The sequence below is a fragment of the Streptomyces sp. NPDC002788 genome (assembly GCF_053592115.1).
Genome location: NZ_JBSFVB010000011.1, coordinates 238,126 through 254,597 on the forward strand (window position 1 = coordinate 238,126; position 16,472 = coordinate 254,597).

The 16,472-nt window shown below is 66.8% G+C and carries 28 protein-coding genes; 1 reads left to right on the top strand and 27 read right to left on the bottom strand.

Going from position 1 to position 16,472, the window contains the following annotated elements:
• The first annotated feature begins 63 nt into the window (after window positions 1–63).
• Entirely contained in the window at window positions 64–972 is a 909-nt protein-coding gene (locus ACWD1U_RS21935) for a hypothetical protein (RefSeq protein WP_451109761.1), read from the top strand.
• Between the two features lie 17 nt (window positions 973–989).
• Here ACWD1U_RS21935 and truA read toward each other — a convergent pair whose 3' ends face one another.
• The 27 genes from truA to rplB form a co-directional block, all read right to left on the bottom strand.
• Entirely contained in the window at window positions 990–1,844 is an 855-nt protein-coding gene (truA, locus tag ACWD1U_RS21940; protein WP_451109763.1) for a tRNA pseudouridine(38-40) synthase TruA, read from the bottom strand.
• Window positions 1,845–2,009: 165 nt separating this feature from the next.
• Window positions 2,010–2,495, bottom strand: a complete 486-nt coding sequence (gene rplQ / locus ACWD1U_RS21945) for a 50S ribosomal protein L17 (protein WP_451109765.1) — start codon at window positions 2,493–2,495, stop codon at window positions 2,010–2,012.
• Between the two features lie 117 nt (window positions 2,496–2,612).
• Window positions 2,613–3,635: a DNA-directed RNA polymerase subunit alpha gene (locus ACWD1U_RS21950; protein ID WP_003966937.1), complete on the bottom strand. Its 1,023-nt coding sequence runs from the start codon at window positions 3,633–3,635 to the stop codon at window positions 2,613–2,615.
• Window positions 3,636–3,791: 156 nt separating this feature from the next.
• The gene (rpsK, locus tag ACWD1U_RS21955) at window positions 3,792–4,196 is read right to left on the bottom strand and encodes a 30S ribosomal protein S11 (RefSeq protein ID WP_003956432.1); all 405 of its coding nucleotides are present in this window, start codon (window positions 4,194–4,196) and stop codon (window positions 3,792–3,794) included.
• Between the two features lie 64 nt (window positions 4,197–4,260).
• On the bottom strand, window positions 4,261–4,641 hold the full coding sequence (gene rpsM, locus ACWD1U_RS21960) for a 30S ribosomal protein S13 (RefSeq protein ID WP_003992375.1): 381 nt from the start codon (window positions 4,639–4,641) through the stop codon (window positions 4,261–4,263).
• Between the two features lie 194 nt (window positions 4,642–4,835).
• On the bottom strand, window positions 4,836–4,949 hold the full coding sequence (gene rpmJ / locus ACWD1U_RS21965; protein ID WP_003974245.1) for a 50S ribosomal protein L36: 114 nt from the start codon (window positions 4,947–4,949) through the stop codon (window positions 4,836–4,838).
• Window positions 4,950–5,009: 60 nt separating this feature from the next.
• Window positions 5,010–5,231 carry a translation initiation factor IF-1 gene (infA, locus tag ACWD1U_RS21970; RefSeq protein WP_003948620.1) on the bottom strand — a complete coding sequence of 74 codons (222 nt, stop codon included), beginning with the start codon at window positions 5,229–5,231 and terminating at the stop codon, window positions 5,010–5,012.
• Window positions 5,232–5,469: 238 nt separating this feature from the next.
• Complete coding sequence (gene map, locus ACWD1U_RS21975) at window positions 5,470–6,306, bottom strand: type I methionyl aminopeptidase (protein ID WP_451109769.1); 837 nt, start codon at window positions 6,304–6,306, stop codon at window positions 5,470–5,472.
• Between the two features lie 263 nt (window positions 6,307–6,569).
• Window positions 6,570–7,232 (bottom strand): adenylate kinase, encoded by a 663-nt coding sequence (locus ACWD1U_RS21980; RefSeq protein WP_451109771.1) that lies wholly within the window; start codon window positions 7,230–7,232, stop codon window positions 6,570–6,572.
• Window positions 7,232–8,545 (bottom strand): preprotein translocase subunit SecY, encoded by a 1,314-nt coding sequence (gene secY / locus ACWD1U_RS21985; RefSeq protein ID WP_451109772.1) that lies wholly within the window; start codon window positions 8,543–8,545, stop codon window positions 7,232–7,234. Before secY ends, ACWD1U_RS21980 begins: the two co-directional genes overlap by 1 nt.
• Before the next feature lie 235 nt (window positions 8,546–8,780).
• Window positions 8,781–9,236 carry a 50S ribosomal protein L15 gene (gene rplO / locus ACWD1U_RS21990; protein WP_053846784.1) on the bottom strand — a complete coding sequence of 152 codons (456 nt, stop codon included), beginning with the start codon at window positions 9,234–9,236 and terminating at the stop codon, window positions 8,781–8,783.
• A gap of 2 nt (window positions 9,237–9,238) precedes the next feature.
• On the bottom strand, window positions 9,239–9,421 hold the full coding sequence (gene rpmD, locus ACWD1U_RS21995; RefSeq protein ID WP_003974250.1) for a 50S ribosomal protein L30: 183 nt from the start codon (window positions 9,419–9,421) through the stop codon (window positions 9,239–9,241).
• A 2-nt stretch (window positions 9,422–9,423) separates the two neighbouring features.
• A complete protein-coding gene (gene rpsE / locus ACWD1U_RS22000) occupies window positions 9,424–10,029 on the bottom strand; it encodes a 30S ribosomal protein S5 (RefSeq protein WP_003992370.1) in 606 nt (201 codons plus the stop codon).
• 43 nt (window positions 10,030–10,072) lie between these two features.
• Complete coding sequence (rplR, locus tag ACWD1U_RS22005) at window positions 10,073–10,456, bottom strand: 50S ribosomal protein L18 (protein WP_184987145.1); 384 nt, start codon at window positions 10,454–10,456, stop codon at window positions 10,073–10,075.
• Between the two features lie 3 nt (window positions 10,457–10,459).
• Window positions 10,460–10,999, bottom strand: a complete 540-nt coding sequence (gene rplF, locus ACWD1U_RS22010) for a 50S ribosomal protein L6 (protein ID WP_451109776.1) — start codon at window positions 10,997–10,999, stop codon at window positions 10,460–10,462.
• 23 nt (window positions 11,000–11,022) lie between these two features.
• Window positions 11,023–11,421: a 30S ribosomal protein S8 gene (gene rpsH / locus ACWD1U_RS22015; RefSeq protein WP_003992367.1), complete on the bottom strand. Its 399-nt coding sequence runs from the start codon at window positions 11,419–11,421 to the stop codon at window positions 11,023–11,025.
• A gap of 213 nt (window positions 11,422–11,634) precedes the next feature.
• On the bottom strand, window positions 11,635–11,820 hold the full coding sequence (locus ACWD1U_RS22020; protein WP_003948630.1) for a type Z 30S ribosomal protein S14: 186 nt from the start codon (window positions 11,818–11,820) through the stop codon (window positions 11,635–11,637).
• Between the two features lie 5 nt (window positions 11,821–11,825).
• Window positions 11,826–12,383 (bottom strand): 50S ribosomal protein L5, encoded by a 558-nt coding sequence (gene rplE / locus ACWD1U_RS22025; protein WP_030233867.1) that lies wholly within the window; start codon window positions 12,381–12,383, stop codon window positions 11,826–11,828.
• A complete protein-coding gene (gene rplX / locus ACWD1U_RS22030; protein ID WP_003992365.1) occupies window positions 12,383–12,706 on the bottom strand; it encodes a 50S ribosomal protein L24 in 324 nt (107 codons plus the stop codon). The genes rplE and rplX overlap by 1 nt, the downstream gene beginning before the upstream one ends.
• A gap of 2 nt (window positions 12,707–12,708) precedes the next feature.
• Complete coding sequence (gene rplN, locus ACWD1U_RS22035) at window positions 12,709–13,077, bottom strand: 50S ribosomal protein L14 (protein ID WP_003998823.1); 369 nt, start codon at window positions 13,075–13,077, stop codon at window positions 12,709–12,711.
• A 104-nt stretch (window positions 13,078–13,181) separates the two neighbouring features.
• Complete coding sequence (gene rpsQ / locus ACWD1U_RS22040; protein ID WP_010036717.1) at window positions 13,182–13,469, bottom strand: 30S ribosomal protein S17; 288 nt, start codon at window positions 13,467–13,469, stop codon at window positions 13,182–13,184.
• Window positions 13,466–13,690, bottom strand: coding sequence for a 50S ribosomal protein L29 (rpmC, locus tag ACWD1U_RS22045; RefSeq protein ID WP_010036720.1), 225 nt, complete (start codon window positions 13,688–13,690; stop codon window positions 13,466–13,468). The genes rpsQ and rpmC overlap by 4 nt, the downstream gene beginning before the upstream one ends.
• The gene (gene rplP / locus ACWD1U_RS22050) at window positions 13,690–14,109 is read right to left on the bottom strand and encodes a 50S ribosomal protein L16 (RefSeq protein WP_086601013.1); all 420 of its coding nucleotides are present in this window, start codon (window positions 14,107–14,109) and stop codon (window positions 13,690–13,692) included. Before rplP ends, rpmC begins: the two co-directional genes overlap by 1 nt.
• Window positions 14,110–14,114: 5 nt before the next feature.
• A complete protein-coding gene (gene rpsC, locus ACWD1U_RS22055) occupies window positions 14,115–14,945 on the bottom strand; it encodes a 30S ribosomal protein S3 (RefSeq protein WP_059424834.1) in 831 nt (276 codons plus the stop codon).
• Window positions 14,945–15,292: a 50S ribosomal protein L22 gene (gene rplV, locus ACWD1U_RS22060; protein ID WP_010036727.1), complete on the bottom strand. Its 348-nt coding sequence runs from the start codon at window positions 15,290–15,292 to the stop codon at window positions 14,945–14,947. The genes rpsC and rplV overlap by 1 nt, the downstream gene beginning before the upstream one ends.
• A gap of 42 nt (window positions 15,293–15,334) precedes the next feature.
• On the bottom strand, window positions 15,335–15,616 hold the full coding sequence (rpsS, locus tag ACWD1U_RS22065; RefSeq protein ID WP_003992359.1) for a 30S ribosomal protein S19: 282 nt from the start codon (window positions 15,614–15,616) through the stop codon (window positions 15,335–15,337).
• A 12-nt stretch (window positions 15,617–15,628) separates the two neighbouring features.
• Entirely contained in the window at window positions 15,629–16,465 is an 837-nt protein-coding gene (rplB, locus tag ACWD1U_RS22070; RefSeq protein WP_145867745.1) for a 50S ribosomal protein L2, read from the bottom strand.
• Window positions 16,466–16,472 lie beyond the last annotated feature (7 nt).

A 16,472-nucleotide genomic window follows, 5' to 3' on the forward strand; every position in this document is an offset into this window, starting at 1 on the left:
CACATGAAGCGCACAAGCACCACGGAAGTTACCGTCACAAGACAGTCACATTTGACTCGCATTATGGTTCAAATCGGACTGGTCCTCGCCTTGTTCGGCTGCCAGTCGGCAACAGACCGGTCAACGGACAACGCCACTCCACACGCCCGGGAGTTGGTGGACCTCCGCAGCAGGATCCTCACGTACACGGCCGATCTGGAACCCGACGCCGCGTACACCCCACCGGACGACACCCAGCGCGAGCGCGTCGCCGAGAGCGTCGGCCACCTCCTGGACGGCGATGCCACGAAGGCCGAACGACTGCTCGCCCCCCTCGGCCTCGAGCTCACCCGCCTCACCGACACCGAGTCCGGCCGCAGGTACGACGAGATCGCCGCCGCCCGCCCGGGCCGGGCCGAACGCTGGGGGCGCCTCTACCTGACCGCCGACTCCGACGTCCGCTGGAACGCTCAGATACCGCACCCGGTCTCCGACCAGGACACCGAACGCCTCGGCGTGCGGCTTCTGGAGGACAACCCCGGCGGCTCGCTGGTCCTGGCCGGCGCGCACCGCGAGGCCGGCCGGGGCGACGCCGCCGACGTCGCCCACCGGGAGGACAGCCTCTTCCACGCCATCGTCGTGGAGTTCCAAAAACGCGACGTCCCGGGCGTACAACTGCACGGCTTCGGCAAGGACTCACGCCGCCCCTACGAGGCAGTCCTGTCCACCGGAGCCGCGCGGAGCACCCTCACCGAGGCCGTCGCCCTGGCCGACGGCATGCAGGCCGACGGGCTGCGGGTCTGCCGGGGCTGGTCGGATCGCTGCCCCTTGGAAGGCACCACGAACGTCCAGGGCAGGGCCGCGGAGCGCCACCACGCCAAGTTCCTCCACGTGGAGCTCTCCCGTGACGCACGCGGCGACGGCACCGACGCCGACACCGCCGCCACGGCCCTCTCAGGGCTGGTCACCACCTGGAACTCCACCGACCGGTGAGGAAGGGCGGAAGCCGGTCAGCAGCACCCCGCCGACGGCAGCGACCGCTTGTTCCGCGCCTCCTTGTTGCGCGCGGCGAGCAACTCGTCGGCCGGGTAGCCGACCTCCTCCAGCGTCAGCCCGTGCGGCCGTACGACGTGCACGGCCGAGTCCCGTACGCCGGCCGCCAGCACCTTCCCGGGCCAGTCGGCGGGCCGGTGCCCGTCCCCCACGAACAGCAGCGCCCCGATGAGCGACCGCACCATGTTGTGGCAGAAGGCGTCGGCCCGCACGGTGGCGGTGATGATCCCGTCGGCCCCCCGCACCAGGCTCAGTTCCTGCAGCGTACGGATGGTGGTGGCCCCCTCCCGCTTCTTGCAGTAGGCGGCGAAGTCGTGCTCGCCCAGCAGTCCCCGGGCGGCCTCGTTCATGGCATCCACGTCGAGGGGCCAGTCGTGCCACAGCACATGGTTGCGCAGCAGCGGGTCGACGCCCCCGGGGTTGTCGGTGACCCGGTACGCGTAACGCCTCCAGACCGCCGAGAAGCGGGCGTTGAACCCGCTGGGCGCCTCCCTGAGGGCCCAGACCCGCACGTCCCTGGGCAGCCGCCCGGCGAGCCGCTTGAGCAGCTTCTGGTGGTGCTCGGCCCACACCTCACGCGGCAGATCGACATGCGCGACCTGCCCCCGCGCATGCACCCCGGCGTCGGTACGTCCCGCCACGGTCAGCTCGTAGGTCTCCCGCGACCGCGTCACGGTCCGCAGGGCGTCCTCGATCTCCCCCTGCACGGTCCGGCGCCCCCCGGCCTGCTTGGCCCACCCGGAGAACTCGCTCCCGTCGTACGACAGATCGAGCCGGGCCCGGACGCAGCCGGGTGCCACTTCATCACTCACGTACAGATCCTCTCAGAACACAAAAGCGGGCCCGCTCCCGATAAGGAACGGACCCGCCATCGCCCTCTCAGGGGCGCGGGGCTGTGTTGACTTGCGGCTCCGCCGCGTGGGCACGAACAACCACGACGAAGCCGCGGCCGCAGGCGAACAGCCCCGGCAGAACGCTTACGCGTCCTTGGACTCCTCGGCGTCATCGGCCTTGGTCGTGTCGACCTGAGCCTCGGCAGCCTCGGCGTCCTTGGCGGCACGCTTGGTCGCGGCCTCGGCCTCGCCGGTCGCCTCCTGCGCCACCGTCAGCCCCTCGACCAGTTCGATGACAGCCATGGGCGCGTTGTCGCCACGGCGGTTACCGATCTTGGTGATGCGGGTGTAGCCACCCGGACGGTTCTCGTAGCGCGGGCCGATCTCGGTGAAGAGCGTGTGGACGATGCTCTTGTCCGTGATGACCTGGAGCACCTGACGGCGGTTGTGAAGGTCGCCCTTCTTCGCCTTGGTGACCAGACGCTCGGCGTACGGACGCAGCTTGCGCGCCTTCGCCTCGGTGGTGGTGATGCGACCGTGCTCGAACAGCGCCTTCGCGAGGTTCGCGAGGAGGAGCTTCTCGTGCGCGGCGCTGCCGCCCATACGGGCACCCTTGGTGGGCTTCGGCATGGTGTTTCTCCTAGGTGTCTGCCCCGGCCGTATCAGGTACCGGAGTCAGTATCCGAGCAGGCGGGTTTGCCTGTCGGAGATCCGGGGCCCGCTGACGCGAACCCCGGAAGCGGAGACTCAGTACTGCTCGGTCTCCACGAAGCCCGCGTCCGCGTCGTCGTCCGCACCGAAGGCGTCCGCGGCGGCGGTCGGGTCGAATCCGGGCGGGCTGTCCTTCAGGGCCAGGCCCATGCCGGCCAGCTTCGCCTTGACCTCGTCGATCGACTTCGCACCGAAGTTGCGAATGTCGAGCAGGTCCGCCTCGGAACGCGCGACGAGCTCACCCACGGAGTGGATGCCCTCACGCTTGAGGCAGTTGTAGGAGCGGACCGTGAGCTCCAGCTCCTCGATCGGCAGCGCCAGGTCGGCGGCAAGGGCGGCGTCCGTGGGGGACGGGCCCATGTCGATGCCCTCGGCGTCGATGTTGAGCTCGCGGGCCAGACCGAACAGCTCGACCAGGGTCTTACCGGCGGAGGCCATGGCGTCACGCGGCCGCATGGCCTGCTTGGTCTCGACGTCGACGATCAGCTTGTCGAAGTCGGTCCGCTGCTCGACACGCGTGGCCTCGACCTTGTACGTGACCTTGAGCACCGGCGAGTAGATCGAGTCGACCGGGATCCGGCCGATCTCCTGGCCGACCTGCTTGTTCTGCACGGCGGAGACGTAACCGCGGCCACGCTCGACCGTCAGCTCCATCTCCAGCTTGCCCTTGCCGTTGAGCGTGGCGAGGACGAGGTCGGGGTTGTGGACCTCGACACCGGCCGGCGGCGCGATGTCGGCGGCGGTGACCAGACCCGGGCCCTGCTTGCGCAGGTACATCACGACCGGCTCGTCGTGCTCCGAGGAGACGACCAGCTGCTTGATGTTGAGGATCAGGTCGGTGACGTCCTCCTTGACGCCCGGCACGGTGGTGAACTCGTGCAGCACGCCGTCGATGCGGATGGACGTGACCGCCGCACCCGGGATCGAGGAGAGGAGGGTCCGGCGCAGGGAGTTGCCGAGGGTGTAACCGAAGCCCGGCTCCAGCGGCTCGATCACGAACCGGGAGCGGAACTCGTCGACGACCTCTTCGGTCAACGAGGGACGCTGAGCGATCAGCATGTGTGGATCAGATCCTTCTTTCGTGGACGCCCGCTATATGACGTCCGACGGAAACCGCACCAGGAAAAAGCGCGGGTACTGCAAGGGTACGGGCGATACGGCTCTTTTACGGAGCCGTACCGCCCGGAACCACAGCCTGCGTGCGGCAGCCTCGCGTCAGACGCGGCGGCGCTTCGGCGGACGGCAGCCGTTGTGCGGGGTCGGGGTGACGTCCTGGATGGAGCCGACCTCGAGGCCCGTGGCCTGCAGGGAGCGGATCGCGGTCTCACGACCGGAACCCGGACCCTTCACGAACACGTCGACCTTGCGCATGCCGTGCTCCTGGGCGCGGCGGGCAGCCGACTCGGCGGCCATCTGCGCGGCGAACGGCGTGGACTTCCTCGAGCCCTTGAAGCCGACGTGACCGGCGGAGGCCCAGGAGATCACGTTGCCCGACGGGTCCGTGATCGAGACGATCGTGTTGTTGAACGTGCTCTTGATGTGCGCGTGGCCGTGAGCGACGTTCTTCTTTTCCTTGCGGCGCACCTTCTTGGCAGCGCCCTGACGACCCTTGGGGGGCATCTATTACTCCTACGGGAGGTGGTCGGTCCTACAGCGAAGACCGTGGACAGGTGTCCGCTGCGGACTACTTCTTGCCCGGCTTCTTCTTGCCGGCGATGGCGCGACGCGGGCCCTTGCGGGTGCGGGCGTTGGTGCTGGTGCGCTGACCGCGGACGGGCAGACCGCGACGGTGACGCAGACCCTGGTAGGTACCGATCTCGACCTTGCGGCGGATGTCGGCCTGGATCTCGCGACGGAGGTCACCCTCGGTCTTGATGTTGTTGTCGACGAACTCACGGATCGCGACGAGCTGCTCCTCGGAGAGGTCGCGAACGCGGGTGTTCGGGTCGACGCCGGTGGCGGCCAGCGTCTGCTGCGAGAGGGTCCGGCCGATGCCGAACACGTAGGTGAGGGCGATCTCCACGCGCTTGTCGCGCGGGATGTCAACACCGGAAACGCGTGCCATTCAATGGCTCCAGTTACTTGTCGGAGGTCTTCCACAGAACCGACTCCCAGCCGCCGTACCAGGTACGAACTGGGTCCCCGGCCTCCGAGCCGGGGGTGTCAGGCGAAACGTCGTCCGCCTGGGTCCTGCGTATGAACATATTCAGCTTGCGTCGCGCGAATCCCTGCGAGGAATGCAGAGGGATCGGTCGTGCTTCAGCCCTGGCGCTGCTTGTGGCGCGGGTTGTCGCAGATGACCATGACCCGGCCGTGACGGCGGATCACCCTGCACTTGTCGCAGATCTTCTTGACGCTCGGCTTGACCTTCATTAGGTGAGGTTCTCCGGGTCAGTGCCACCACCCCGCCGCGAAGCGGGATGCGGGCAAGATCTACTTGTAGCGGTAGACGATCCGGCCACGCGTCAGGTCGTACGGAGACAGCTCCACCACGACCCGGTCGTCAGGGAGGATGCGGATGTAGTGCATACGCATCTTGCCGCTGATGTGTGCCAGGACCTGGTGGCCGTTCTGGAGCTCGACCTTGAACATGGCGTTCGGAAGAGACTCGACGACAGTGCCCTCGATCTCGATGGCACCTTGCTTCTTGGCCACGCTTCGCCCTTCGAATCGACTACCTTGATCGACTCCGTGCGAGCGCATGCAGGCATGCGGGTACACAAGAGCCGACGAGTCAGTCTACGCCAGGGCCCTCGGAAACACGAATCGGGGAAGTCTGCCCCGGCGGAGTGTGCTTTAAGCGCCCTCTAAGAGGTCCGGGGGATGTGCCGATGTGCGGCTCAGCCGCGTGGGCGCGGCCGCCGACCGCAGGATGCCCCTCCCCGGACGGCGCTCAGGCCAGGGGGTCGGGGGCGGCGACGATCCCGTGCTCCGCCAGCTTCGCCTTGCCGCCGTCGGGGGCCGTGAGCACCAGCGGGCCCTCCTCCGTCAGCGCGACCGAGTGCTCCCAGTGGGACGACCAGGTGCCGTCCGTGGTGACGACCGTCCAGTCGTCCTCCAGGACCTCCGTCTTCGGCGTGCCCAGGGACACCATCGGCTCGATGGCGAGGCAGAAGCCGGGCACCAGCTTGGGGCCCTTGCCGCGCCGCCGCTCGACGTAGTTCAGCAGGTGCGGGTCCATGTGCATCTCGGTGCCGATGCCGTGGCCGCCGTAGTCCTCGATGATCCCGTACCGGCCGCCGCCGGGCTTGGGCTGACGGCGGATGTACGTCTCGATGGCCCGGGAGACGTCGACCAGCCGGTTGCCCTGCTTCATGGCCGCGATGCCCGCCCACATCGACTCCTCGGTGACCCGGGAGAGCTCGACCAGTTCCGGAGCGTGACCGGATCCCACGAAGGCCGTGTAGGCGGCGTCACCGTGCCAGCCGTCGATGATCGCGCCGCAGTCGATGGAGATGACGTCCCCGTCCTTGAGGACGACGTCGTCGGAGGGGATGCCGTGGACGACGACCTCGTTCACCGAGGTGCAGATGGTCGCGGGGAAGCCGCCGTAGCCGAGGAAGTTCGGCTTGGCGTTGTGCTCGGCCAGCACCTTGCGGGCGACCTGGTCCAGATCCCTCGTCGTGGCCCCGGGCACGGCGGCCTCGCGGGTCGCCGCGTGAATGGCGGCGACGACGAGCCCCGCCTCACGCATCTTGGCGATCTGCTCGGGGGTCTTGATCTGCACCATGATGGGTTGCGCCTCCTGGCCACTGGTATCGCGGCGCTCCAGGATACGCGTACGCGCCGACGCCCGCCGAAGCGGCGGCGGCATCCGCCTGGAACGGGCAGAGCCCCGCTTGAGGCGGGAACGCTGAGCGGCCTGCGTGAAGCGGGGCTCTGCTGCTTCGCTGGGGTCCGCTCTCCCTGATGACCGGGGCCCTGAGGAAACAAGGAAGCCCTCGTCGTCCACCAGGGAACGACGCGGGCTTCCTCACGGATTCTCGAACGCTTCTACTGACCGTCCTCGTCACGCTGCAGCGCCTCCATGGCGCGAGCCGTGACCTCCTCGACCTTGCCGAGCGCGGAGATCGTCACGACCAGCCCCTGCGCCTTGTAGTAGTCGATGATCGGCTCGGTCTGCGTGTGGTAGACCTCCAGCCGCTTGCGGACGGTCTCCTCGGAGTCGTCGCCGCGCTGGTAGAGCTCGCCGCCGCAGACGTCGCAGACGCCCTCCTTGGCCGGCGGCTTGTACGTCACGTGGAAGACGTGCGCCGACTCGTTGCGGCAGACACGGCGGCCGGCGATCCGCTTGACCACCTCGTCCTCGGGGACCTCCAGGTCCAGCACCGCGTCGAGCTGCATGCTCTCGGTCTCGAGCAGCTCGTCGAGCGCCTCGGCCTGGGAGACGTTGCGGGGGAAGCCGTCCAGCAGGAAGCCGTTCTCGGCGTCCGGCTGCTCCATGCGGTCCTTCGCCATCGCGATGGTGACCTCGTCGGGCACGAGATTGCCCGCGTCGATGTAGGACTTCGCCAGTTTGCCGAGTTCCGTCTGCTGGCTGATGTTGGCCCGGAACAGGTCGCCCGTGGAGATGTGCGGGATCGACAGGTTCTGAGCCAGGAACGCGGCCTGCGTTCCCTTACCGGCACCCGGCGGCCCGACGAGGACGATACGCATCAGCGGAGGAACCCTTCGTAATTGCGCTGCTGGAGCTGGCTCTCGATCTGCTTCACCGTCTCGAGACCGACACCCACGATGATCAGGATGCTGGTCCCGCCGAACGGGAAGTTCTGGTTTGCCCCGAAACCAGCCAACGCCATCGTCGGCACGAGAGCGATCAGCCCCAAGTACAGCGAACCCGGCCAGGTGATCCGGTTGAGCACGTACGACAGGTACTCAGCGGTCGGCCGGCCAGCCCGGATGCCCGGGATGAAGCCACCATACTTCTTCATGTTGTCGGCGACTTCCTCGGGGTTGAAGGAGATCGCCACGTAGAAGAACGCGAAGAAGACAATCAGGAAGAAATAAACAGTGATGTGCGCCGGCGCCGCCGTATCGGCCAGGTTCTTTGTGATCCAGACCGCCCATCCCGCCTGAGAGTTGGCGAACTGGACGATCAGCGCCGGAATGTAGAGCAACGACGAGGCGAAGATGACGGGGATCACACCCGCCTGGTTCACCTTCAGCGGGATGTACGTGGACGTACCACCGTAGGAGCGGCGGCCGATCATGCGCTTGGCGTACTGAACCGGGATGCGGCGCTGGGCCTGCTCGACGAAGACCACTAGGCCGACCATGACAAGGCCGACCGCGATGACGGTGCCGAACTCGATCCAGCCGTCGGCCAGGGAGCCCTGCTCCTTGATGGCCCACAGGGCGGACGGGAAGGTGGCGGCGATCGAGATGAACATCAGGATCGACATGCCGTTGCCGATGCCGCGGTCGGTGATGAGCTCACCGAGCCACATCACGGCCGCCGTGCCGGCGGTCATCGTGATGACCATGGTCATGGTGACGAAGATCGACTGGTCCGGGACGATCTGGCCGGCCACCGGGCAGCCCTGGAACAAAGATCCGCTGCGGGCCGTGGCGACGAGGCCGGTGCCCTGGAGGATGGCGAGGGCGATCGTCAGGTACCGGGTGTACTGCGTGATCTTCGCCGTGCCGGCCTGGCCCTCCTTCTTCAGGGCTTCCAGACGCGGGATCACCACGGTCAACAGTTGCAGGATGATGCTCGCCGTGATGTACGGCATGATGCCCAGCGCGAAGATCGTGATCTGCAGCAAGGCGCCGCCGCTGAACATGTTCACCAGACCGAACAGGCCCGAGTTGGCCTGGGCGTTGTCGATACAGGTCTGGACGTTCCGGTAGTCGACACCCGGGATCGGGACGTGCGTACCGACCCGGTAGACCACGATGATGAAGAGCGTGAAGAGCAGCTTCTTGCGCAGGTCGGGCGTCTTGAACGCCCGGGCGAACGCGGTGAGCACGGTGCCTCCTGCGACCCCCGCGCAACTGCGTCAAGGGTGACGGTCTTGAGGTTCGACGAATAGGTAACGGTCAACTGCCGCTCAGAGTGCCCGGTGTGCGGCTCCCTGTGAAAAGAGGGCAGTGCAGGCCACCTTACCGGCGCGACTGCCGCCCTAGGAACGACCAACCGGGGATACCCCATTTGTGGGGTATCCCCGGTCGGGATCGCTCAGGTCATCAAGACGCCTGTGGAGTTCAGACGAGCTCGGTGACGGTGCCGCCGGCGGCGGTGATCTTCTCCTTGGCGGAGCCGGAGACGGCGTCGACCGTCACCTGCAGCGCCACGGAGATCTCGCCCTGGCCGAGCACCTTGACGAGGCTGTTCTTGCGAACGGCACCCTTGGCGACCAGACCCTCGACGGTGACCTCGCCACCCTCGGGGTACAGCGACGCCAGCTTGTCGAGGTTCACGACCTGGTACTCGGTCTTGAACGGGTTCTTGAAGCCCTTCAGCTTCGGGAGACGCATGTGGAGGGGCATCTGCCCACCCTCGAAGCGCTCCGGAACCTGGTAGCGGGCCTTCGTGCCCTTGGTACCACGACCGGCCGTCTTACCCTTCGACGCCTCACCACGACCCACACGGGTCTTGGCGGTCTTGGCGCCCGGGGCGGGACGGAGGTTGTGGATCTTGAGCGGGTTGTTCTCCGCCATGATCAGTCGACCTCCTCGACCGTCACGAGGTGGCGGACGGTGTGCACCATGCCGCGGAACTCGGGGCGGTCCTCCTTGACGACCTGCGTGTTGATGCCCTTGAGGCCAAGGGAGCGCAGGGTGTCACGGTGGTTCTGCTTGCTGCCGATGTAGGACTTGACCTGCGTAATCTTGAGCTGCGCCATGATTACGCACCCGCCCCGGCACGCGCACGGAGAAGAGCCGCGGGGGCGACGTCCTCGAGCGGCAGACCACGGCGGGCCGCGATCTCCTCGGGACGCTGCAGGCCCTTCAGGGCCGCCACGGTCGCGTGCACGATGTTGATGGCGTTGTCGGAGCCGAGCGACTTCGACAGCACGTCGTGGATACCGGCGCACTCGAGCACGGCACGCACCGGACCACCGGCGATAACACCGGTACCGGGCGACGCGGGCTTGAGCAGGACGACGCCGGCCGCCTTCTCACCCTGGATGGGGTGCGGGATGGTGCCCTGGATCCGGGGGACCTTGAAGAAGTGCTTCTTGGCCTCCTCAACACCCTTGGCGATGGCGGCCGGCACCTCCTTGGCCTTGCCGTATCCGACACCCACGGTGCCGTCACCGTCGCCCACCACGACCAGCGCGGTGAAGCTGAAGCGACGACCACCCTTCACAACCTTGGCGACGCGGTTGATCGCGACGACGCGCTCAACGTACGCGGTCTTCTCGGCGGCAGCTGCGCCGCCGTCACGGCCCTTCCGGTCCCGCCGCTCGCCGCCACCGGCACCGCCACCGCGGCGCTGGGGTCCAGCCATTGGAATTACCTCTCTCTGTCTCCGCTAGCTACGGAACCAGGACTCAGAACTTGAGTCCGGCCTCGCGGGCGGCGTCCGCCAGGGCGGCGATGCGCCCCGCGTACTGGTTACCACCACGGTCGAACACGACGGCCTCGACACCGGCGGCCTTGGCACGCTCGGCGACCAGGGCGCCGACCTGCTTGGCCTGCGCGGACTTGTCGCCCTCGCCACCGCGGATCGAGCTGTCCAGCGTGGACGCCGATGCCAGGGTGTGGCCCTTCAGGTCGTCGATCACCTGCGCCACGATGTGGCGGTTCGAGCGGGTCACGACCAGACGGGGACGCTCCGCCGTACCGTTGATCCGCTTGCGGATCCGGATGTGACGGCGCTTGATCGAGGCGCGCTTGTAGGCGTCGCCCTTCAGGATCTTCTGCCCGTATGCCATGGCTTACTTACCCGCCTTTCCGACCTTGCGGCGGATGACTTCGCCCTCGTACTTGACACCCTTGGCCTTGTACGGGTCGGGCTTGCGCAGCTTGCGGATGTTGGCCGCAACCTCGCCGACCTTCTGCTTGTCGATGCCCTCGACCGAGAAACGGGTCGGGGACTCCACCTTGAAGGTGATGCCCTCGGGGGCCTCGACCAGGATCGGGTGGCTGTAGCCCAGGGAGAACTCCAGGTTGGAGCCCTTGGCCTGGACGCGGTAACCGACACCGCTGATTTCGAGCTTCTTGACGTATCCCTGGGTCACACCGGTGATCATGTTCGCCACCAGCGTGCGGGACAGGCCGTGCAGGGCCTTGCTCTGCCGCTCGTCGTTGGGCCGCAGCACCTGAAGGGTGCCGTCCTCGGCCTTGGCGATGTCGATCGGCGCGATGACGGTGTGGGTCAGTTCGCCCTTGGGGCCCTTGACCGCGACCGTACGGCCGTCGATGGTGACGTCCACGCCGGCGGGAACCGGGATGGGGAGCTTGCCGATACGCGACATGTTGTCTCTCCTCCGTTCCCGAATTACCAGACGTAGGCGAGGACTTCCCCACCCACGCCCTTCTTCTGCGCCTGCTTGTCGGTCAGGAGCCCGTGGGACGTGGAGATGATGGCCACGCCCAGGCCGCCCAGCACCTTCGGCAGGTTGGTGGACTTCGCGTACACCCGGAGACCGGGCTTGGAGATCCGCTTGATGCCCGCGATGGAGCGCTCACGGTTGGGGCCGAACTTCAGCTCCAGGACGAGGTTCTTGCCGACCTCGGCGTCCTCGACCTTCCAGCCCGTGATGAAGCCCTCCTGCTGGAGGATCTCCGCGATGTGCGACTTGATCTTCGAGTGCGGCATCGCCACGGAGTCGTGGTACGCCGAGTTCGCGTTCCGCAGACGCGTCAGCATGTCTGCGATCGGATCAGTCATGGTCATGAATTGGCCTTCGGCCTCTCTCGCCGGGGTTTCCTGGTGCGCCATCCCTCTCCCCGATCCGAGACGGGACGGGTGCGGCGCGGTGGACCTACGGCGTAGTAAGTCGTAAGGGCGGCGGCAGACGCCCAACCCCACAAGCCTAAGGCATGCGAGCTGGACGTCCTGCCGCCCCAGATGCTTACCGAGAGCCCTGCTAATCCCTGATTGGGGGGATTACCAGGAGCTCTTGGTCACGCCCGGCAGCTCGCCACGGTGAGCCATCTCACGAAGGCACACGCGGCACAGGCCGAACTTGCGGTACACGGAGTGCGGGCGGCCGCAGCGCTGGCAGCGGGTGTAGCCACGCACACCGAACTTGGGCTTGCGAGCAGCCTTGGCAATCAGAGCCTTCTTCGCCATCTCGCTCACGCCTCCTTGAAGGGGAAGCCGAGGTGACGAAGGAGCGCGCGGCCCTCAGCGTCGTTGGTCGCCGTGGTGACCACGGTGATGTCCATACCCCGGACGCGGTCGATCTTGTCCTGGTCGATCTCGTGGAACATGACCTGCTCCGTGAGACCGAAGGTGTAGTTGCCACGGCCGTCGAACTGCTTGGGGGACAGGCCGCGGAAGTCGCGGATGCGCGGGAGCGCGAGCGACAGGGTGCGGTCCAGGAACTCCCACATGCGGTCGCCACGGAGCGTGACGTGGGCACCGATCGGCTGGCCCTCACGCAGCTTGAACTGCGCGATGGACTTGCGGGCCTTGGTGACGGCCGGCTTCTGACCGGTGATCGTGGTGAGGTCCTTGATGGCACCCTCGATCAGCTTGGAGTCGCGGGCGGCGTCGCCCACACCCATGTTGACCACGATCTTGACGAGACCGGGGATCTGCATGACGTTCTCGTACTTGAACTCGTCACGCAGCTTGCCCGTGATCTCCTCACGGTACTTCTGCTTCAGACGCGGAGTGGTGGTGGTCGTCATCAGATGTCCTCACCCGTCCGCTTGGCAACGCGGATCTTGTTGCCTTCGTCGTCGAAGCGGTAACCGACGCGGGTCACGACCTTGTTGCCGTCCTTCTCCACGACCAGCTGGACGTTGGAGACGTGGATCGGCGCCTCGGTGGTGACGATGCCGCCGGCCTGCGAACCGCGAGCCGTCGGACCGGCCTTGGTGTGCTTCTTGACCCGGTTGACACCCTCGACCAGGACCCGGTCCTCGCGGGGGAAGGCCGCGATGACCTTGCCCTGCTTGCCCTTGTCCTTACCGGTGATGACCTGGACCAGGTCGCCCTTCTTGATCTTCATGCTCACAGCACCTCCGGCGCGAGGGAGATGATCTTCATGAACTTCTTCTCGCGCAGCTCACGGCCGACCGGGCCGAAGATACGGGTGCCACGAGGGTCGCCGTCGTTCTTGAGAATGACGGCGGCGTTCTCGTCGAAGCGGATGTACGAGCCGTCCGGACGGCGGCGCTCCTTGACGGTGCGAACGATGACCGCCTTGACGACGTCACCCTTCTTCACGTTGCCACCGGGGATCGCGTCCTTGACGGTGGCGACGATGACGTCACCGATACCCGCGTAGCGGCGACCGGAGCCGCCGAGCACACGGATGCAGAGGATCTCCTTCGCACCCGTGTTGTCGGCGACACGCAGTCGCGACTCCTGCTGGATCACGTCTATCTCCTGGTTGTCTGCCGGTTCCCGGGGAGAGGCGTGAACGACTCACGCTTCTCCCCGAGCCTGGCGGAACGATGCCTAGGGGGTCCCCCTAGGAGGGATTACTTGGCCTTCTCGAGGATCTCGACGACGCGCCAGCGCTTGGTCGCGGACAGCGGCCGGGTCTCCATGAGGAGGACGCGGTCGCCGACACCCGCGGCGTTCTGCTCGTCGTGGGCCTTGAGCTTGTTCGTACGGCGGATGACCTTGCCGTACAGCGCGTGCTTCACACGGTCCTCGACGGCGACGACGACGGTCTTGTCCATCTTGTCGCTGACGACCAGACCCTCTCGGGTCTTGCGGAAACCGCGGTCCGTCTTGGTCTCTTCAGTCACGTTGCTCTCGCTCATGCGCTCTCCACCGTCTCGATGCCCAGCTCGCGCTCACGCATCAGGGTGTAGATCCGCGCGATGTCCTTGCGGACGGCCTTGAGCCGACCGTGGTTCTCGAGCTGGCCCGTCGCCGCCTGGAAGCGGAGGTTGAACAGCTCTTCCTTGGCCTCGCGGAGCTTGTTGAGAAGCTCCTCGTTGCCCAGCTCGCGCAGCTCCGACGCCTTGGTACCGGCCGACATCACGCTTCACCTGCCTCGCGCTTGACGATCTTGCACTTCATCGGCAGCTTGTGGGCCGCACGGGTCAGGGCCTCGCGCGCGATCTTCTCGTTGGGGTACGACAGCTCGAACATCACGCGTCCGGGCTTGACGTTGGCCACCCACCACTCCGGCGAACCCTTACCGGAACCCATGCGGGTCTCGGCAGGCTTCTTGGTGAGGGGGCGGTCCGGGTAGATGTTGATCCAGACCTTGCCACCACGCTTGATGTGACGCGTCATGGCGATACGAGCGGCCTCGATCTGGCGGTTCGTCACATACGCCGGGGTCAGCGCCTGGATACCGTACTCGCCGAATGCGACCTCAGTGCCACCCTTGGCCATACCACTGCGCTTGGGGTGGTGCTGCTTGCGGTGCTTGACCCTACGGGGGATCAGCATTTCGGTCAGGCCTCCGTTCCGGTGCTCTCAGCCGGAGCGGCGGACGCGGGAGCCTCGGCCTTGGGGGCCTCGGCGCCGGCAGCCTGCTGCGGCTTGCGACCGCGCCCGCCACGCTCGCCACCGCGGCCACCACGGGCCGGGCGGTCGGCGCCACCGCGGGCCGGGCGGTTACCCGCACGGGCAGCGGCGTTCTCGGCGCGGACCTCGGCGATGTTCTTGACGTCGCCCTTGTAGATCCAGACCTTCACACCGATGCGGCCGAAGGTCGTCTTGGCCTCGAAGAAGCCGTAGTCCACGTTCGCGCGGAGCGTGTGCAGGGGCACGCGGCCCTCGCGGTAGAACTCCGAGCGGGACATCTCGGCGCCACCGAGGCGGCCACCGCACTGGATCTTGATGCCCTTGGCGCCGGCCTTCATCGCCGACTGCATGCTCTTGCGCATGGCACGGCGGAAGGAGACGCGGGAGGAGAGCTGCTCGGCGACGGCCTGGGCGACCAGCTGAGCGTCCGTCTCGGGGTTCTTGACCTCGAGGATGTTCAGCTGGACCTGCTTGCCGGTGAGCTTCTCGAGGTCACCGCGGATGCGGTCGGCCTCGGCGCCACGGCGGCCGATGACGATGCCCGGACGCGCGGTGTGGATGTCCACACGCACACGGTCACGGGTGCGCTCGATCTCGACCTTGGAGATGCCGGCGCGCTCCATGCCGGACGTCATCATCCGACGGATGGCGACGTCTTCCTTGACGTAGTCCTTGTACAGCTTGTCGGCGTACCAACGCGACTTGAAGTCGGTCGTGACACCGAGCCGGAACCCGTGCGGGTTTACCTTCTGGCCCATTACCGGGTTCCTTCCTTGCTGCTGACGACCACGGTGATGTGGCTGGTCCGCTTGCGGATCCGGTAGGCACGGCCCTGGGCACGCGGCCGGAACCGCTTCAGGGTCGGGCCCTCGTCGACGTAGGCCTCGGAGATGTAGAGGCTGTCGACATCGGTGTGGTCGTAGTTGTGCGCGGCGTTGGCGATGGCGCTGTCCAGCACCTTGCCGACCGGCACGCTCGCGGCCTGCGGGGCGAAACGCAGGACCGCCTGAGCCTCCGTGGCGTTGAGGCCACGGATGAGGTCCACCACACGGCGGGCCTTCATGGGCGTGACGCGGATGTACCGCGCCTGGGCCCTGGCTTCCATGGTTGTCCTTCCAGTGTCTGTCATGGTCATTCCACCCCGCGCTTAGCGGCGCTTCGACTTCCGGTCGTCCTTGACGTGACCCCGGAAGGTGCGCGTCGGCGAGAACTCGCCGAGCTTGTGGCCGACCATCGACTCGGTGACAAACACCGGAATGTGGGTCTTGCCGTTGTGCACCGCGAGCGTGTGGCCGAGCATGGCCGGCACGATCATCGAGCGACGGGACCAGGTCTTGATGACGTTCTTGGTGCCGGCTTCGTTCTGGGCGTCCACCTTCTTGATCAGGTGGTCGTCGACGAAGGGCCCCTTCTTCAAGCTACGAGGCATCTCAACCCGTCCTTAGCGCTTCTTGTTCGTCTTGCGGCGGCGGACGATGTACTTGTTCGACGCCTTCTTGGGCGAACGAGTACGGCCTTCCTTCTTGCCCCACGGGGACACCGGGTGACGACCACCCGAGGTACGGCCCTCGCCACCACCGTGCGGGTGGTCCACCGGGTTCATGACCACACCACGCACGGTCGGGCGAACGCCCAGCCAGCGCTTACGGCCCGCCTTACCCCAGTTGATGTTGCTCTGTTCGGCGTTGCCCACCTCGCCGACGGTGGCGCGGCAGCGCACGTCGACCAGGCGGATCTCACCGGACGGCATGCGGAGGTGGGCCATGGAGCCCTCCTTCGCGAGCAGCTGCACGGAGGCGCCGGCGGAGCGGGCGAACTTCGCGCCGCCGCCCGGACGCAGCTCGATGGCGTGCAGCGTGGTACCGACCGGGATGTTGCGCAGGGCAAGGTTGTTGCCCGGCTTGATGTCGGCCCCGGGACCGTTCTCGACGCGGTCACCCTGCTGCAGGTTGCGCGGGGCGAGGATGTAGCGCTTCTCGCCGTCGGCGTAGTGCAGCAGCGCGATGCGCGCGGTGCGGTTGGGGTCGTACTCGATGTGCGCGACCTTCGCCGGCACGCCGTCCTTGTCGTGACGACGGAAGTCGATCACGCGGTAGGCGCGCTTGTGGCCACCACCCTGGTGGCGGACGGTCACACGACCGGAGTTGTTACGGCCACCCTTGCTGTGCAGGGGGCGGACCAACGACTTCTCCGGCGTGGACCGCGTGACCTCGACGAAGTCGGCGACGCTGGAGCCACGACGGCCCGGCGTAGTCGGCTTGTACTTGCGGATTCCCATTTCTCAG

What these genes read in the sequence shown, in the direction of transcription:
- ACWD1U_RS21935 (WP_451109761.1), top strand. Translation starts at nt 64, where the DNA reads ATGGTTCAAATCGGACTGGTCCTCGCCTTGTTCGGCTGCCAGTCGGCA.
- rplQ (WP_451109765.1), bottom strand. Translation starts at nt 2,495, where the DNA reads ATGCCGAAGCCCACCAAGGGTGCCCGTATGGGCGGCAGCGCCGCGCAC.
- ACWD1U_RS21950 (WP_003966937.1), bottom strand. Translation starts at nt 3,635, where the DNA reads ATGCTGATCGCTCAGCGTCCCTCGTTGACCGAAGAGGTCGTCGACGAG.
- rpsK (WP_003956432.1), bottom strand. Translation starts at nt 4,196, where the DNA reads ATGCCCCCCAAGGGTCGTCAGGGCGCTGCCAAGAAGGTGCGCCGCAAG.
- rpsM (WP_003992375.1), bottom strand. Translation starts at nt 4,641, where the DNA reads ATGGCACGCGTTTCCGGTGTTGACATCCCGCGCGACAAGCGCGTGGAG.
- rpmJ (WP_003974245.1), bottom strand. Translation starts at nt 4,949, where the DNA reads ATGAAGGTCAAGCCGAGCGTCAAGAAGATCTGCGACAAGTGCAGGGTG.
- map (WP_451109769.1), bottom strand. Translation starts at nt 6,306, where the DNA reads ATGGTGCAGATCAAGACCCCCGAGCAGATCGCCAAGATGCGTGAGGCG.
- ACWD1U_RS21980 (WP_451109771.1), bottom strand. Translation starts at nt 7,232, where the DNA reads ATGCGTATCGTCCTCGTCGGGCCGCCGGGTGCCGGTAAGGGAACGCAG.
- rplO (WP_053846784.1), bottom strand. Translation starts at nt 9,236, where the DNA reads ATGGCGGAGAACAACCCGCTCAAGATCCACAACCTCCGTCCCGCCCCG.
- rpmD (WP_003974250.1), bottom strand. Translation starts at nt 9,421, where the DNA reads ATGGCGCAGCTCAAGATTACGCAGGTCAAGTCCTACATCGGCAGCAAG.
- rpsE (WP_003992370.1), bottom strand. Translation starts at nt 10,029, where the DNA reads ATGGCTGGACCCCAGCGCCGCGGTGGCGGTGCCGGTGGCGGCGAGCGG.
- rplR (WP_184987145.1), bottom strand. Translation starts at nt 10,456, where the DNA reads ATGGCATACGGGCAGAAGATCCTGAAGGGCGACGCCTACAAGCGCGCC.
- rplF (WP_451109776.1), bottom strand. Translation starts at nt 10,999, where the DNA reads ATGTCGCGTATCGGCAAGCTCCCCATCCCGGTTCCCGCCGGCGTGGAC.
- rpsH (WP_003992367.1), bottom strand. Translation starts at nt 11,421, where the DNA reads ATGACCATGACTGATCCGATCGCAGACATGCTGACGCGTCTGCGGAAC.
- ACWD1U_RS22020 (WP_003948630.1), bottom strand. Translation starts at nt 11,820, where the DNA reads ATGGCGAAGAAGGCTCTGATTGCCAAGGCTGCTCGCAAGCCCAAGTTC.
- rplE (WP_030233867.1), bottom strand. Translation starts at nt 12,383, where the DNA reads ATGACGACCACCACCACTCCGCGTCTGAAGCAGAAGTACCGTGAGGAG.
- rplX (WP_003992365.1), bottom strand. Translation starts at nt 12,706, where the DNA reads ATGAAGATCAAGAAGGGCGACCTGGTCCAGGTCATCACCGGTAAGGAC.
- rpsQ (WP_010036717.1), bottom strand. Translation starts at nt 13,469, where the DNA reads ATGAGCGAGAGCAACGTGACTGAAGAGACCAAGACGGACCGCGGTTTC.
- rpmC (WP_010036720.1), bottom strand. Translation starts at nt 13,690, where the DNA reads ATGTCGGCCGGTACCAAGGCGTCGGAGCTGCGCGAGCTGGGCAACGAG.
- rplP (WP_086601013.1), bottom strand. Translation starts at nt 14,109, where the DNA reads ATGCTGATCCCCCGTAGGGTCAAGCACCGCAAGCAGCACCACCCCAAG.
- rpsC (WP_059424834.1), bottom strand. Translation starts at nt 14,945, where the DNA reads ATGGGCCAGAAGGTAAACCCGCACGGGTTCCGGCTCGGTGTCACGACC.
- rplV (WP_010036727.1), bottom strand. Translation starts at nt 15,292, where the DNA reads ATGGAAGCCAGGGCCCAGGCGCGGTACATCCGCGTCACGCCCATGAAG.
- rpsS (WP_003992359.1), bottom strand. Translation starts at nt 15,616, where the DNA reads ATGCCTCGTAGCTTGAAGAAGGGGCCCTTCGTCGACGACCACCTGATC.
- rplB (WP_145867745.1), bottom strand. Translation starts at nt 16,465, where the DNA reads ATGGGAATCCGCAAGTACAAGCCGACTACGCCGGGCCGTCGTGGCTCC.